Here is a 15,349-nt window from a genome sequence, read left to right as displayed (position 1 = left end):
CCGCCATGGAGAATCAGCACGCCTCTCAGCACGGCTCCGTGTACGACGGGCTTCTGGACGGCGACAGCTCCCAGTGGGCGTTCGGGACCGACTTCGAGGACCCGCTGGCCGGCGTCGACACGACCGTCCCGGACGGCGTCGACCCGCACGCGCTCGCGACGTACTGCCTGATGCTCGCCGACGACGCCCTCGTCCTGTCGCACCGGCTCTCCGAGTGGTGCAGCAACGCGCCGGACCTCGAAGAGGACATCGCCCTCGCCAACATCGCGCTGGACCTGCTCGGCCAGGCGCGGCTGCTGCTCGCCCGCGCGGCCACCGCCGACCCGTCGGTCGTCCCGGCGCTGCCGGAGGGCTCGCCGGTCCCGGCCGAGGACGCGCTGGCGTTCTTCCGGGACGCGGACGCCTTCCGCAACGTGCGCCTCGCCGAGCTGCCGAACGGCGACTTCGGGCACACCATGGCCCGCGTCCTGGTGTTCGCGACCGCCCGGCTGGCGCTGTTCGAGCGGCTCACCGGCAGCCGCGACGCCGTCCTCGCCGCGGTCGCGGCCAAGGGCGTCAAGGAGCTGGCCTACCACCGCGACTTCGCGGGCCGGTGGTTCCTCACCCTGGCGCAGGGCACCGAGGAGTCGCGCCGCCGCGTCCTCGCCGGGCTCGACGACGTGTGGCGCCACCACGACGAGCTGTTCCGCACCCACCCGGTCGAGCGCGCGCTCGCCGAGGCGGGCGTGGCCGTGGACCCGGCCGCCACCGCGGACGACGCCGACGCCGTACTCGGGCACGTCTTCGCCGCGAGCGGGGTCGAGCGGCCGGAGGTGCCGCAGACCGGGATGCTCGGCGGCCGCGCCGGACGCGACGGCGTCCACACCGAGGCGCTGAGCCGGATGCTGGCCGAGATGCAGGTCGTCGCCCGCGCGCACCCGCTGGGGCGGTGGTGAGCGCCGTGCCCGGCACCGCCCACGCCGTCGCCGCGTCCGTCCGGGACCCGGAGATGCCGATGCTGACCCTGGAGGACCTCGGCGTGCTGCGCCGCGTCGAGGAGCACGGCTCCGCGGTCACCGTGGCGATCACCCCGACGTACTCGGGGTGCCCCGCGCTCGCCACGATGCGCGACGACCTGGTCCACCGGCTCACCGACGCCGGATACGCCGACGTGCGGGTCGAGATCGAGCTGACCCCCGCGTGGTCCAGCGACTGGATCAGCGAGCGGGGCCGCGCGGCCCTCGCCGCCGCCGGGATCTCGCCGCCCGGCCCGGCCCCGGAGCGCTCCGGGCCCGTCGCGCTGACCCTCGCGCCGACCCGCCGCAGGCTGCGCTGCCCACGCTGCGGATCGGACTCCGTGGAGCTGACCTCGGAGTTCGGCTCCACCTCCTGCAAGGCGCTGTACCGGTGCACCGCCTGCCTTGAGCCGTTCGAGCACGTGAAGGAGATCTAGCGGTGGCGGCTGCGACGTTCCACCCACTCAAGGTCGCCGCGGTCGACCGGCTGACCGACGACTCGGCGGCGGTGACGTTCGACGTCCCGCCCGAACTCGCCGGCGACTACGCGTTCGCGGCCGGCCAGAGCCTCACGCTGCGCCGGACGGTCGACGGCCGGGAGCACCGCCGGTCGTACTCGATCTGCGCGCCGGCGGGCGCCCGGCCGCGGATCGGCGTCCGGGAGATCCCCGACGGCATGTTCTCCTCCTGGCTCGTGCGGGAGGTCCGCCCCGGCACCGAGATCGAGGTCCAGGTCCCGTCCGGCAGCCTGCGGGCCGACCCCTCCGAGCCCGGCCGGCACCTGCTGATCGCGGCGGGCTCCGGCATCACCCCGATGATCTCCATCGCGGCCACCGTGCTCACCCACCCCGACTCCCACGTGCGGCTGCTGTACGGCAACCGCACGAGCGGGACGGTCATGTTCGCCGAGGAGCTCGGCGACCTCAAGAACCGCTACGGCCCCCGGTTCCAGCTCGTGCACGTGCTGAGCCGCGAGCCCCGCGAGGTGGACCTGTTCTCCGGCCGGCTCGACGCCGACCGCCTGCGCCGCCTGCTCACCTCCGTCACGCCGGTCGACGACGTCGACCACGTGTGGCTGTGCGGCCCGCTGCCGATGGTCACCGGCGCCCGCGACGTCCTGTCCGAGCTCGGCGTCCCGCGCGAGAAGGTGCACGTCGAGCTGTTCTACGTCGACGAGCCGCCCCCCGAGGTGCGGCGCGAGGGCCCGGTCGTCACCGGGGAGACCAGCAAGGTGACCGTCGTGCTGGACGGCCGGTCGAGCACCGCCCCGATGCCGCGCGACGAGCGCATCCTGGACGCCGCCCAGGCGACCCGCGCCGACCTGCCCTTCGCCTGCAAGGGCGGCGTCTGCGGCACCTGCCGCGCCAAGGTCACCGAGGGCGAGGTCGACATGGTCCGCAACTACGCCCTGGAACCCGAGGAGGTCGAGGCGGGGTTCGTGCTCACCTGCCAGTCGCACCCGGTCAGCGCCGCCGTCACCGTCGACTTCGACGCCTGAGCGGGCCGGCTCAGGACGGCGGCGCGGCCAGCCCGTCGAACGCGATCGTGGTGATGGCGTCCGACAGGGCGGACGCGCTCACCTCGCCCCCGGGGCGGTACCACTCGACGAGCGAGTTGACCATGCCGAACAGGAGCCTGCTCACCAGCTCGGGCGGCACGTCGCCGCGCAGCGCCCCCTCGGCGGCCGCCGCGCGCACGAGCTCCGCCAGCCGGGCGTCGATCCAGCGGCGGCGCTGGAGCGCCGCGAGCTCGACCTCGCTGTTGCCGCGCACGCGCAGCAGCAGCGTCACTGCCGGCTGGTGGGCGACCAGCACCTCCACGCTCTGCCGGACGACCCGGCGCAGCCGCTCGTAGGCGGTGCCGCCCGACTCGTCCTGCGCCGCGCGGATCACCGCGGTCAGCTCGTCGAGGGCCTCGTCGAGGGCCAGCGCGAGCAGATGCGTCTTGCCCGGCACGTGGTGGTAGATCGCCGACTTGCCGACCCCGAGCTCCTCGGCGAGGTCGCCCATGCTGGTCCCCTCGTAGCCCTTCCGGTTGAAGAGCTCGATGGCCCGCCGCAACACGGTCGCCTGGTCGTAACCCGGACGCCCTGGACCGCGGGGACGCGCGCTGACCGGCTCGGACATGAGTTCATGATTCCACAAGGGGCACGGTCGACAGATGGGTGGCGGGGAGGGGTTTTCATGTAGCACGTTTGTGTTTATGGTCGTCGGTGTCGGGGGTGCACCACCTGTCCGGATCCGCTCCCGAACCGGAGGCCCGCCGTGGCGCTCTCCTTCCTCGACCTGCGGCACACCGTCGCGAAACCGGGTTGCAACCGCTGGCTCATCCCACCCGCCGCGCTCGCCGTGCACCTCTGCATCGGTCAGGCCTACGCCACCAGTGTCTACAAGACCGCGCTGGTCAAGCACTTCGACACCAGCCTCACCGCGGTCGGCGTCGTGTTCTCCATCGCGATCGTGATGCTCGGCGCGTCCGCGGCGGTCATGGGCACGTGGGTGGACCGCGTCGGGCCGCGCCGGGCGATGTTCACCGCCGCGTGCTTCTGGGCGTCGGGCTTCCTGGTCGGGGCGCTCGGCATCGCCCTCGGCCAGCTCTGGCTGGTCTACCTCGGCTACGGCTTCATCGGCGGCATCGGGCTCGGCATCGGCTACATCTCGCCGGTGTCGACCCTGATCAGATGGTTCCCCGACCGGCCGGGCCTCGCGACGGGCATGGCCATCATGGGCTTCGGCGGCGGCGCGCTGGTCGCCTCGCCGCTGTCGCGCCGGCTGCTGGCGCTGTACGACCCGGGCGGCGACCCCGCGTCCGGCGGCGCCGTCGCGCTGCTGTTCGTCACGCTGGGCGTCGCGTACTTCCTGGTGATGATGCTCGGCGTGTTCACCGTGCGGGTCCCGCCGCCGGGATGGAGCCCGGCCGGATTCGCGCCCGCGGCGGAGCCCGCCAGGGCGCCGGTCGCCCCGCGCGGCGTCTCGGCGGCGTCCGCGATCAGGACGCCGCAGTTCTGGCTGCTCTGGACGGTCCTGTTCTGCAACGTCACCGCCGGCATCGGGATCCTGGAGCAGGCCGGTCCGATGATCGGCGACTTCTTCCGCTCCGGCGGCTCGACCTCGGTGTCGGCGACCGAGGCCGCCGGGTTCGTGGGGCTGCTGTCGATGTTCAACATGGCCGGGCGGTTCGTCTGGTCCTCGACCTCGGACTACCTCGGCCGCAAGCGCACCTATGTGGGCTACCTCGGCGTCGGCATGGCCGCCTACGTCCTGCTGGCCCTCTTCGGGGACGCCTCGACCGCGTTCTTCGTCGCCCTCGCCGCGCTGATCATCTCCTTCTACGGCGGCGGGTTCGCGACCGTCCCGGCCTACCTGCGGGACCTGTTCGGCACCTACCAGGTCGGCGCGATCCACGGCCGGCTGCTGACCGCCTGGTCGGCGGCGGGCATCGCCGGGCCGCTGATCGTGAACCGGTTCCTGGACGCGCGCGGCGAGCCGGGCGCGCTCGTGGCCGCCGACTACCGGCCCGCCCTGTTCACCATGGTCGGGGTCCTCGCGATCGGCTTCGCCGCGAACCTGCTGATCCGCCCGGTGGCGGATCGGCACCACGCGGCGGAAGCCGAGGCCCGCGTCTCCGACCCCAGCCCGGCCACCTGAACCCCTGACACCGAAGGAGAAGGACCATGGCGTCAACGCCGGGCCCCGCGCCGGAGGAGAACCCCGAAACGGCCCCCGAAACGGCCCCCGAAACGGCCACCGACACGGCCACCGACACGGCCACTGACACGGCCGTGCCGCGTCTCGTCGTCTCCTGGGCCGTCGTCGGCATCCCGCTGATCTACGGCGTGGTGGAGACGGTCAGGGCGACCCTGCCCCTGTTCGGCGGCTGAGCTCGGGGCGCGCGAGGACGCGTACGAGGGCTTGCAGCGCGTTCTCGAAGGCGTGGTCGGGCGGTGTCGCGTAGCCGACCACCAGGCCGTCCTCGGGCGGGAGGCGGGCGGCGGGGTGGCGGAACATCGACAGGCCGTCGACGGCCACTCCCGCCCGGGTCGCGGCCTCCAGGGCCGCGGTCTCGGTGCCGGGCGGCAGGCGCAGGACGGCGTGCAGGCCGGCCGCGATCCCCGTCACGTGGACGTGGGGGGCCTGCTCGGCCAGAGCCGTGACGAAGCGGTCGCGGCGGGCGCGGTAGCGCTGGCGCATGCGGCGGACGTGGCGGTCGTAGGAGCCGGAGTCGAGGAAGTCGGCGAGGGCCAGCTGGTCGAGCACGCCCGCCCACGCCTCGCGCTCGCCCTTGGCCTTGAGCGCGCCGTCCACCAGGTGGTCGGGCAGCACCATCCAGCCGAGCCGGACGGCGGGGGACAGGCTCTTGCTGGCGGACCCGATGTAGAGGACGCGGTCGGGGGCCAGGCCCTGCACCGCGCCCACCGGCTGGCGGTCGTAGCGGAACTCGCCGTCGTAGTCGTCTTCGAGGATGAGCCCGTCCGATGCGGCGGCCCACTCCACCACCGCCGTGCGCCTGCGCGAATGCAGCGGACCGCCGGTGGGGAACTGGTGCGCGGGGGTCAGCAGCACGGCGCGGTCCGCCTTCGAGAGTTCGTCGACGCGGGCGCCGTCGCCGTCCACGGCCAGGGGACGGGTCCGCACGCCGGCCTGCTCCAGCAGCCCCCGGTGGAAGGGCAGGCCGTACCCCTCGACCGCCAGGGGGCCGGTCAGCGGGCCGCCGCCGAACAGCAGGCGCAGGGCGTGTGCGAAGCCGGAGCAGACCACGATGCGGTCGGCGTCGGTCCGGACGCCGCGCGTGCGGGCCAGGTACTCGGCGAGCGCGCGGCGCAGTTCGGGGCGCCCGCGCGGGTCCCCGGGGCCGAAGGCCTCGTTCGGCGCGGCCGTCACCGCCCGGCGGGCCGATGCCAGCCAGGCGGCGCGCGGGAAGGACGAGGCGTCCGGCTGCCCCTGCCGGAGGTCGTGCGCCGGTCCGGGCGAACGGCCGCCGGCGGAGCGCGCCGCCTGGCGCGCCGGGGCCGGCTGCGCGCCGAGCGCCACGCGCGTCCCGGAGCCCTGGCGGGCGGTCAGCCAGCCTTCGGCGACGAGTTCGGCGTAGGCGTCGGCGACGGTGTTGCGGGCCAGGCCGAGGTCGGCGGCCAGCGAACGGTAGGGCGGCAGCCGGGTGCCGGGGGCCAGCCGCCCGGAGCGGACCGCCGCGCGCAGCGCCCGGGTCAGCGCGGCCCGGCGCCCGCCGCCGCCCGGCAGCTCCAGATGGAGGTCCGCTCCGATCCGTTCCGCCAGATTGACCCAGTTTTCCGCCATGGGATTGCACTCTATCGCCGGTCTTCTTTCCTCCTAGGTTCTATTGCGGAGCTCGTTCTCCACTCACCTGAGCTGGCACTACGGAGGAAAATGATGAACGCTCTGCGATCCGCCGTCCGCGGCGGGGTCCTGCTGCCCGGCGACCCGGGGTTCGACGCCGCGCGCCGTCCCTGGAACCTGGCCGTGGAGCAGCCGGTCGCGGCCGTGGTCGAGGCCGCCGACGCCGATGACGTCGCCGCGCTCGTCCGGCACGCCCGCACGGCCGGGCTGGGCATCGCGACCCAGCCGAACGGGCACGGCGCCACGGGCCGCACCGAGGGCGCGATCCTGCTGCGCACCCGGCGGCTGGACGGCCTGGAGATCGACCCCGCCGCCCGCCGCGCCCGCGTCGGCGCGGGCGTCGCCTCGGGACGGCTCCAGGCGGCGGTCGCGCCGCACGGCCTGACCGGCCTGCCCGGAAGCTCTCCCGTGGTCAGCGTCGCCGGGGTGGCCCTCGGCGGCGGGCTGAGCTGGTTCGGCCGCGCCCACGGCTGGGTCGCCGACTCCGTCACCGCCTTGGAGATCGTCGACGCGGACGGCCGCCGCCGGCGCGTCACCGCGGACACCGACCCGGACCTGTTCTGGGCGCTGCGAGGAGGCGGCGGCGACGTCGCGGTGGTGACGTCCCTGGAACTGGCGCTGCATCCCGCGCCGCACCTGTACGGCGGCCGGGTGCTGTGGCCGGCCGAGCACGCGCCCGAGGTGATGGACGCCTACCGCCAGATCACCTCCGCCGCCCCGGACGAGCTGACCGCATGGCTGGACCTGCTGCACTTCCCCGGCGCCGCCCCCATGGTCGCCGTGGACGCCACCTACCTCGGCCCGGCGGACGAGGCGCGCGACCTGCTGCGGCCCCTGGACGGGCTGCCCCGCCCCCTGTCCGACGGCAGGGCGGTGATGCCGGTCTCCGAACTGGGCGCCATCACGGCCGAGCCCACCGACCCCGGCGCGGGCCGCTCGCGCGCCGAACTGCTCACCGCCCTGGACGACGGCGCGGTCAAGGCGCTGCTGGCCGACCCCATCGCCCCCCTGCTGAGCGTGCAGATCCGGCACCTGGAGGGCGCGTTCGCCCAGCCGTCCGACAGCCCCCACGGACCGCTCACCGAGCCCTACGCGCTCTACATGTTCGGCATCCCGTCCGACCCGGCGACCGCCGAGGCCGTCGCCGCGAAGCAGGCCGCGCTGGCCGGCCTGCTGCCCGTCAGCGGCCGCAAGCCCTTCACCTTCCTCAACCCCGAGGAGACCGCCGCGAACGCGTTCACCCCGCAGACCCTGACCCGCCTGCGCGGCATCAAGACCCACCACGACCCCCACAACGTCTTCCGCGGCAATTTCCCCACCACCCCTTGAGAACCGAAGACCGAAGCCACCACAGCACCACGCACCGACCCGGGGTCCGCGATCGCGTCCGAAGGCAGATTCGAGCGAAGCAAGAATCTGATCGCGCAGTGAGCCGCAAGGCGAGCCGGAGCGATGCCAGCGATCGCCCGCAGTGCCCGACGATGGAGGGCCGCCAGGCCCGAAGGAGGAGAGCACTGCAATAGGCGCAGCAGGGCCGCCAAGGCCCGAAGGAGGAGAGCGCTGCAATGGACACAGAATTGCAATAAGATCCCCAAGGCAGGGTTCGAATTGCAGAGGCGTCGCGCGTGTGCCGGTCCGCTGCCTTTATACCGGGACATGGGGCGGTGCCTCGCACGGCCGCGGCCATGCCCGGCGCAGCGCCGATGACCTGGTCTGTTCCCCGGCGGCCTAGTATGGAAGACAGGACCGTCATTCGTCACTGACCGAAGGGGAAGGCAATTCATGGCGCAGCAGGTCAAGGTTCACCTGGTCGACGACATCAGCGGTGGGGAGGCCGTGGAAACCGTCTCGTTCGCGCTCGACGGTAAGGCCTATGAGATCGACCTGAACAAGAAGAACGCCGCCAAACTGCGCAAGGTCATCGAGCCTTACCGGGAGCACGCCCGCAAGGCGCGCCGCGCGGTGGGCCGGCCCGCCGCGCGCACGGCGGGCAGCCGCGAGCGCAGCGCCGAGATCCGCCGGTGGGCGCGGTCGGCGGGCATCCCGGTCAACGACCGCGGCCGCATCCCGGCCGACGTGATCCAGAAGTTCGAGGCCGCGCACTGACCCGCCGCCCGGGACGCGCCGGGCCGGTCCGCGCCGGTGGCTGCCGGGCAGATGGAGGAGAGAAGGGCTAGAGATACAACCCTGTGCCGTGTTCGGGGCGTTCGCTGGCGATGGCGTGGAGGTCGCGTTCGCGCATGACCAGGTAGTTCTCGCCCTGGATCTCGACCTCGTACTGGTCGCCGGGGTGGTAGAGCACGCGGTCGCCCGGTTTGACGATCCGGACGTGGTGGCCGACGCCGCAGACCTCTCCCCAGACGAGCCGGTTCTGCTGCTCGACCGTCGCGGGGATGACGATGCCGCCGGTGCTGCGGCGCTCACCGCTGTCCTTCTCGGTCTTGATCATGACCCGGTCGTGCAGCATCTGGACTTCGAACTTCGGCTCGGACACGCGGGCGAGTTTATCCGTCCGCGCGGGTAGGAACGTTCCGCGGCCGGTTCCGGCGTCCGGCGGGGGTGCCGGGTCAGGGCATGGAGGCCAGTTCGGCGTAGACGCCGGGGTAGCCGGGCTTGCCGCAGCCGTAGCCCCAGGAGACGAGCGCGGCGACGCGCCCACCCGCGATCAGTGGGCCGCCGCTGTCGAACTGGCAGGAGTCGGCCTTGGCCGATCCGGCGCACAGCATGTCGGACGGGTCGAAGGAGTCGCCGTACGCGCGCCGGCACGCCGCATCGCCGGGGAGCGGCACGCGGGCCGCCCGGAGGCGGGTGTTGAACAGGTCGCTTTCGGAGGTGAAGCCCCACCCGGCGATCTCGCCGGTGCGGGCGTCGCCGGGCGCGCCGAGGGGTGCGGACGGGCGGTTCACGCGGCGGGCGAGCGTCAGGACGGCGAGGTCGTGGTGGCTGACGGTCTCGCCCTTGAAGGAGGTCTCGCGGTACTTCGGGTGCACGCGCACCGACTTGACCGTGACCGTCTCCCCGCCCCGGTTCGTCAGGTCGTCGCGGCCGAAGGTGACCGTCAGGACGCCGGGCACCGAGCGGAACATCGACACGCAGTGGCCCGCGGTGAGGAGCCGGTCGGGCGCGGTCAGCACGCCGCCGCAGAACTGCCCGGACGCCCGGACGAAGAAGATCGGCGACCCGACCGCGGCCAGCCACGGGTACCGCGCCGCGGGCACCGGGGCGCCGCCCAGCACGGCGTTCGCGGGCGGCGCGGCGAGCGGCGCGAGCCCCAGGGAGGCTCCGAGCAGTGCGGTGCCGAGCAGCCGGCGGGAGAGCAGCGCCATCCCGGCACTGTAAGCGATCAGGGGGTCGCGCGCACGCCCTTCCCGGCGGCCGCGCGGACCGGCGCGACCGGGTCCTCGTACCGGGGGAACAGCGCCAGCGCGGCCAGCGCCAGCGCGAAGCCGCCCGCACGCAGCGCGAACGGCCCGGTGTCGCGCGGCCACTGCTCGCCGAACAGGACGGTGCTGCTGACGACCAGGTACGTCCGGCCGATGACGGTCAGCACGACCGCGACGATCGCGACCCGGCAGCGCTGCAGCGCGACCTGCAACTGGCCGAGCGCGATCGCGGCGAGGCCGAGCGTCAGGTACGGGTAGGGGGACTCCAGCACGGCCCGCACGCTGCCGGTGTCCTCGTAGCGGATCGAGATGCCGCGGATGCCGGCCTCGGCCAGCCCGGCGCAGGCCCCGGCGCCGATCCCGTAGGCGACCCCGGCGAGCTTGCGGGCGTGCCGCCCGCCCGTGCGGCGGTCGCCGACCAGCCACACCAGGGCCGCGACGACGACCGCCGGGGCGCACACGGCGAGCATCGGCCACGGGCGGGTCAGCGTCCCGATGAGGGTGGCGTCCGCGTGCGGCTCGCCCTCGGCCGTGGCCGAGAGCCCGATCAGCCCCGTGGCGAGGACGAACAGCGCGACGCTCGCCCATTCGCGCAGGCTCAGCCGCTCACCGAGGACCCCCACCGCGAAGGCGACGAGGAACACCAGCCCGATGGCGAAGACGGGCTGTGCGACGGCGAGCGGTATCGCGGAGAAGGCGACGACCTCGTAGCCGAGGCCGAGGAACAGCAGCAGGCCGCCGCCGAGCCAGACGGGGTCGGTCAGCATGAGCCGGGCGACCCGGAAGGGGCGGCTGCCGCGCAGCGGCTCCATCCGGCGCGCGGAGACGCGGAAGACGAGGAAGGCGATGTAGTAGACGGTGGTGGCGAGCAGGGCGAGGGCGGCGTGGCCCAGGTCGTGACCCATCGGGAAAGACCCTTCGGCGGACGGGGGCGGGAAGAGTCGTCCGGCGCGCCATCGAATCGACTTCCCTGCCACCTTGCCTTGTCGCACCGCCCGTGACAAGGCCGTGACCCTTGACTAAATGATCAATCGTATTTACGGCCGGTGGTGGACGACAGGCGGGCGATGAGCCCGCGCGGCAGCAGCCGCGTGGCGCCGACGACGGCCTTGTACTGCGCCCCCGGGACGCTGACCTGGACGCCGCGGCGCAGGTCGCGCAGGGCGGTGGCGACGACGTCGTCCTTGTCCAGCCACAGGAACTCCGGCACGCCTGACATGTCCATCTGGGCGCGGTCGTGGAACTCGGTGTGCACGTATCCGGGGCAGAGCGCCATCACCCGGACCTTGCCCCGCGACCGGTTCCGGATGTCGGCGGCGACGCCCTGGCTGAAGTTCACGACCCAGGCCTTGGAGGCCCCGTACGTGCCGCGCGTCGCGAACGCCGCGACCGACGAGACGTTGACGACGCCGCCCCGGCCGCGCTCCAGCATGCCGGGGAGGACGGCGTGCGTGAGCCGCAGGACGGCCTCGCAGTGCACGCGGAGCATGGTCAGCTCGTCCGACACCGGCACGTCCAGGAACACGCCCTTGTTGCCGAACCCGGCGTTGTTGACCAGCAGGTCGACGTCCTTGCGGACGCGCTCCTCCGCCGCGGCGAGCCCCTCCTCGGTGGACAGGTCGGCGGGCAGTGTCTCGGCGCGCACGGCGTAGGTGGCGCGGAGGTCGGCGGCGGTCCGCTCCAGCCGCTCGGCGTCGCGGGCCAGCAGGACCAGGTCGAACCCGTCGGAGGCGAGGCGGCGGGCGAAGGCGGCACCGATCCCCGCGGTCGCGCCGGTGATGAAGGCGGTCGGCATGGCACCGAGCCTAGGCCGCGTCGGCTACCGGGCGGTAGCGCGGCGCGCGCGGAAGTGCCGCGGGTCGGGGCGGCGGGTCGCGCGGCGGTAGGCGAAGGTGTAGCCCGGCCAGTTGTTGACGATCTTGCCGCCGGCCGTCATGTACCAGCTCTGGCAGCCCGCCTGCCACACGGTCGAGCGCATCCGCTCCTGCATGTCCCGGGTGAAGGCGTCCTGCACGTCCGGCCGCACGTCGATCCAGTCGAGGCCCGCGCCGCGCAGCGCCTCCACGCAGCCGAGGACGTACCGGAACTGCGACTCCAGCATGTAGATGATCGAGTTGTGCCCGAGGTTGGTGTAGGGGCCGTACAGCAGGAACAGGTTCGGGAACCCGCTGACCGTGATGCCGAGGTGCGCCTGCGCGCCGTCCCGCCACGCCTCGTTCAGCTCCCGGCCGTCCCGTCCGACGATCTTCATGGGGGACAGGAACTCGGTGGAGCGGAACCCGGTCGCGTACACGATGACGTCCACCTCGTGCGCGCGGCCCGCCGCCCGGATCCCCGCCGGGGTGACGCGCTCGATCGGGTCGGTGATCAGATGGACGTTCGGCCTGGTCAGCGCCGGATAGTAGTCGCCGGACAGCAGGATCCGCTTGCAACCCATGCGGTAGCCGGGGACGAGTTCGGCGCGCAGCGCGGGGTCGGCGACCTGCTCGGCCAGGAACCGGCGGAAGCCGCGCTCCATGACCCCCATCAGCCGCGGGTACCGGATGAAGCCGAGCGCGCGGGCCTCGAACAGCGAGTAGATCCTGGCGCGGCTCAGCGAGTACAGCCCCGGCACGGCCCGCAGCGCGGCGCGCTCCCAGGCCCGGTACGGCCGGTCGGGCTTGTCGATCACGTACGGCGCGGACCGCTGGAACAGCAGCAGCTCCGCCGCCTGCGCGGCGACCTCCGGGACGATCTGGATCGCGCTCGCCCCGGTCCCGACCACCGCCACGCGTTTGCCCCGCAGGTCGGTGCCGTGGTCCCAGCGGGAGGAGTGGAAGGACGGGCCGGCGAACGACTCGCGCCCCTCGATCGGCGGCAGCTCGGGCCGGTTGAGCTGCCCGCACGCCGAGACCAGGACCCGCGCCTCCAGGTCACCGGTCGTCGTGGAGATCCGCCAGAGCGCCGCGTCCTCGTCGAAGCGCGCCTCGGTCACCTCGGCGCCGAACCGGATCTTCTCCAGCACGCCGTACTCGCGGGCGCAGTGCCGCAGGTACTCCAGGATCTCCGCCTGCGGAGGGAATCGGCGCGACCAGTCCGTCTTGCGCTCGAACGAGAAGGAGTACAGGTGGGAGGGGACGTCGCAGGCCGCGCCCGGGTAGGTGTTGTCGCGCCAGGTCCCGCCGAGGTCGCCGGCCTTCTCCAGGACCACCACGTCGTGGACGCCGGCCTGCCGCAGCCGGATCGCCATCCCGATCCCGCCGAACCCGCTCCCGATGATCACAACGCTGTGCGCCATGGCCGCCCCGAACCTCATTCTGTCTCGGTACCCCCCGAGCGTAGGTGACCACGAAGTCACTGAACAGGTGTCGCCGCGGCGCGTTTTGTCGGTCGGATCTGCCAGCATCCCGGCATGCCCGACGCCACCCCCGCCACGGAAGCGCGCACGCGCGACGGCCTCGAAACGGTCCAGGCGCTGCTGGCGCGCGCCTGCGAGTCCGGGGAGGACGGCTACCGGTTCGCCCTGCTCCTCCAAGAAGTCCTCCCCGCCGCCGAGCGCCTCGACGCCGGGGCTCTGCGGGGGCTGGCGCCGCTGCTGAAGCGGGTCGAGGGCCGCTTCGCGCGGGCCGACGTCCCGATCGGGTACCGGCAGCGGGTCGACCGCCGCCTCCAGGCGCTGCTGGCGATCGTGGACGAGGCGTACCTGCCCGAAGGGGCGCTCCCCGTCCACGGCACGTGGGCCGCCCCGCTCCGGGAGCGTGCGCGGGCGGCGCCGTCGGCCGAGCTGACCCGGTTCGTCCGGCACCTGGCGAGCCTTTCGGCGCCGCGCCCCACGCTGAAGTGGCACCGCGCGTGCGTCGCCCTCATCGACGAGGCGGCCGCGCGCGAGGACGTCGCCGAGTGCCTCCGCGCCCTCGCCGAGGACGAGCCGTACTGCCCCCACGATGACGCCCCTGGCCTCGACCGGTCCTGCAGGTACCACCACCTGGTCGAACCGCACCATGGGGACGTCGCGCGCGGAATCGTCTGGGCGGGGGCCCTCACCGGCGGCGCGGAGGCCGTGCCCCGCCTGCGCTCGCTCGCCCTGCGCGCGAGCGTGTCCGGCGACGTCGTCAGGGACCTCAAGGTCGCGGGCGCCGCGATCAACGCGCTGGGCGCGATCGACGATCCGCGCGCGCTGGAGGCGCTGTGGCGGCTCCGCGCGCCGATCAGGGACCGCGCGCTGCGCAAGCAGCTCGACACGGCGCTCCAGGCGGCGGCCGAGCGGCAGGGCATCACGCGGGCGCAGCTCGTCGAGCGCACCGTCCCCGCTCACGGTCTGGGCCCGGACGGTGCGGTGGAGCGGACGCTCGGCGGCCACCGGGCGCGGGTCGCGGTCGAAGGCGCGGCCACTGTCCGGATGACCTTCACAGGCGCGGACGGCCTCGCCTCCCGGACGGCCCCGGCCGCGGTCAAGGACGGCTTCCCCGAGGAGCTGAGGCGGCTCAAGTCACTCGCCAAGGAGGTGCGGGCGACGCTGTCGAGCGAGCGGGCGCGCGTCGAGGGCCTCATGTCCGAGGACCGCGTCTGGCCCTACGCCGAATGGTGCGAGCACTACCGCGACCACCCGATCACCGGCGCCGTCGTCCGCGGCCTCATCTGGGAGTTCCAGGGCGAGGACGGCGTCTGGCGCGCGTCCCTGCCGGTCGGTTCCGGCGCCACCGGCGGCGGTGCCGCGCAGGTGCGGCTCTGGCATCCCATCCGGGCGGCCGTGGCCGAGGTGCGGGCCTGGCGGGAGCGCGTCGTCGAGGAGGAGATCCGGCAGCCGTTCAAGCAGGCGTTCCGCGAGATCTACCTCCTCACCCCCGCGGAAGAGGAGACCGCGACCTACTCCAACCGGTACGCGGCGCACATCGTCCACTACCGGCGGCTGTACGCCCTGTTCAAGGAAAGGGGCTGGCAGGCCAATTTCCTCGGCCCGCACGACGGCGGCTACAACGGCGAAGCGCGCGGCGAGTTCGGCGGCGGCGAATGGCGGGCGTGCTTCTACCACGAGCCGGTCGACGACGGCGGCGACTGGACGGTCGAGCACGCCGCGACCGACCAGGTCCGCTTCGAGCGCAGGCACGGCAGGCGCTGGCGGGAGGCGCCGCTCGCCGACGTCCCGCCGCCGGTGTTCAGCGAGGCGATGCGGGACGTGGACCTGTTCGTCGGCGTCACCTCCATCGCCGCCGACCCGGACTGGGCCGACCGCGGCGAGGACCGCCACGCCGCCTACCGGCGCGCGGCGGCCTTCGGCGCGCTGACCGCGAGCGCCGAGGTCCGCCGCGCCGCGCTGGAGCGCATCCTGCCGCGCACGCGGATCGCCGGCCGCTGCGCCCTCGACGGCCGCCACCTGGTGGTGCGCGGCGAGCTGCGCACCTACCGGATCCATCTCGGGTCCGCCAACGTGCTGATGGAACCGGACGGCGCCTACCTCTGCATCGTCCAGGGCCGCCGGCCGCCCGGCACGCTGTACCTGCCGTTCGAGGACGAGCGGCTCTCGCTCATCCTCAGCAAGGCGTTCCTGCTGGCCGCCGACCACAAGATCACCGACGCCTCGATCCGCCGCCAGATCGGGGGTGTGATCACCTGAAACGCCCCGGAACCGGAGCTTCCA

Annotated in this window: 15 protein-coding genes; 8 read left to right on the top strand and 7 right to left on the bottom strand. The window is 73.7% G+C overall.

Annotated features, from left to right (window positions below; all coding sequences use genetic code 11):
• Positions 1-5 precede the first annotated feature (5 nt).
• The 3 genes from paaC to paaE are packed head-to-tail and all read left to right on the top strand — an operon-like array spanning position 6 to position 2,493.
• Positions 6-935, top strand: coding sequence for a 1,2-phenylacetyl-CoA epoxidase subunit PaaC (paaC, locus tag AB0C21_RS30885; protein WP_500208950.1), 930 nt, complete (start codon positions 6-8; stop codon positions 933-935).
• Positions 929-1,432: a 1,2-phenylacetyl-CoA epoxidase subunit PaaD gene (gene paaD / locus AB0C21_RS30880; RefSeq protein ID WP_500208948.1), complete on the top strand. Its 504-nt coding sequence runs from the start codon at positions 929-931 to the stop codon at positions 1,430-1,432. Before paaC ends, paaD begins: the two co-directional genes overlap by 7 nt.
• Positions 1,433-1,434: 2 nt before the next feature.
• Positions 1,435-2,493: a 1,2-phenylacetyl-CoA epoxidase subunit PaaE gene (paaE, locus tag AB0C21_RS30875; protein WP_500208947.1), complete on the top strand. Its 1,059-nt coding sequence runs from the start codon at positions 1,435-1,437 to the stop codon at positions 2,491-2,493.
• Positions 2,494-2,503: 10 nt separating this feature from the next.
• Here the strand turns inward: paaE and AB0C21_RS30870 are convergent, their stop codons facing one another.
• Positions 2,504-3,121, bottom strand: a complete 618-nt coding sequence (locus tag AB0C21_RS30870; RefSeq protein WP_500208945.1) for a TetR/AcrR family transcriptional regulator — start codon at positions 3,119-3,121, stop codon at positions 2,504-2,506.
• Positions 3,122-3,259: 138 nt separating this feature from the next.
• On the opposite strand from AB0C21_RS30870, the gene AB0C21_RS30865 reads away from it, so the two are divergent.
• Together AB0C21_RS30865 and AB0C21_RS30860 are read left to right on the top strand one after the other, a co-directional pair.
• Positions 3,260-4,642, top strand: a complete 1,383-nt coding sequence (locus AB0C21_RS30865; protein ID WP_500208943.1) for an OFA family MFS transporter — start codon at positions 3,260-3,262, stop codon at positions 4,640-4,642.
• A gap of 26 nt (positions 4,643-4,668) precedes the next feature.
• Positions 4,669-4,875 (top strand): MFS transporter small subunit, encoded by a 207-nt coding sequence (locus tag AB0C21_RS30860; protein WP_500208941.1) that lies wholly within the window; start codon positions 4,669-4,671, stop codon positions 4,873-4,875.
• On the opposite strand, the gene pdxR is transcribed toward AB0C21_RS30860, so the two are convergent.
• Positions 4,844-6,289, bottom strand: a complete 1,446-nt coding sequence (pdxR, locus tag AB0C21_RS30855; RefSeq protein WP_500208939.1) for a MocR-like pyridoxine biosynthesis transcription factor PdxR — start codon at positions 6,287-6,289, stop codon at positions 4,844-4,846. The genes AB0C21_RS30860 and pdxR overlap by 32 nt on opposite strands.
• A gap of 93 nt (positions 6,290-6,382) precedes the next feature.
• On the opposite strand from pdxR, the gene AB0C21_RS30850 reads away from it, so the two are divergent.
• Positions 6,383-7,678, top strand: a complete 1,296-nt coding sequence (locus AB0C21_RS30850) for an FAD-binding oxidoreductase (protein WP_500208937.1) — start codon at positions 6,383-6,385, stop codon at positions 7,676-7,678.
• 453 nt (positions 7,679-8,131) lie between these two features.
• Entirely contained in the window at positions 8,132-8,455 is a 324-nt protein-coding gene (locus AB0C21_RS30845) for a histone-like nucleoid-structuring protein Lsr2 (protein ID WP_500208935.1), read from the top strand.
• Positions 8,456-8,522: 67 nt separating this feature from the next.
• Here the strand turns inward: AB0C21_RS30845 and AB0C21_RS30840 are convergent, their stop codons facing one another.
• The 5 genes from AB0C21_RS30840 to AB0C21_RS30820 all read right to left on the bottom strand — a co-directional run bounded on the left by AB0C21_RS30840 (position 8,523) and on the right by AB0C21_RS30820 (position 13,009).
• Entirely contained in the window at positions 8,523-8,843 is a 321-nt protein-coding gene (locus AB0C21_RS30840) for a GroES family chaperonin (protein ID WP_149263692.1), read from the bottom strand.
• 73 nt (positions 8,844-8,916) lie between these two features.
• Entirely contained in the window at positions 8,917-9,675 is a 759-nt protein-coding gene (locus AB0C21_RS30835; protein ID WP_500208933.1) for a serine protease, read from the bottom strand.
• Between the two features lie 17 nt (positions 9,676-9,692).
• A complete protein-coding gene (locus tag AB0C21_RS30830; protein ID WP_500208931.1) occupies positions 9,693-10,637 on the bottom strand; it encodes a DMT family transporter in 945 nt (314 codons plus the stop codon).
• A gap of 122 nt (positions 10,638-10,759) precedes the next feature.
• Positions 10,760-11,527, bottom strand: a complete 768-nt coding sequence (locus AB0C21_RS30825) for an SDR family NAD(P)-dependent oxidoreductase (RefSeq protein WP_500208929.1) — start codon at positions 11,525-11,527, stop codon at positions 10,760-10,762.
• A gap of 24 nt (positions 11,528-11,551) precedes the next feature.
• A complete protein-coding gene (locus AB0C21_RS30820) occupies positions 11,552-13,009 on the bottom strand; it encodes a flavin-containing monooxygenase (RefSeq protein ID WP_500208927.1) in 1,458 nt (485 codons plus the stop codon).
• 114 nt (positions 13,010-13,123) lie between these two features.
• Between AB0C21_RS30820 and AB0C21_RS30815 the strand changes: the two genes are divergently transcribed.
• Complete coding sequence (locus AB0C21_RS30815) at positions 13,124-15,325, top strand: DUF4132 domain-containing protein (protein ID WP_500208925.1); 2,202 nt, start codon at positions 13,124-13,126, stop codon at positions 15,323-15,325.
• Positions 15,326-15,349: the final 24 nt, after the last annotated feature.

It is taken from the genome of Spirillospora sp. NPDC049024, assembly GCF_040649235.1.
Lineage (GTDB): Bacteria > Actinomycetota > Actinomycetes > Streptosporangiales > Streptosporangiaceae > Spirillospora.
The sequence above is the reverse complement of the archived record's forward strand: the minus strand, read 5'-3'. Positions and strand labels throughout refer to the sequence as shown.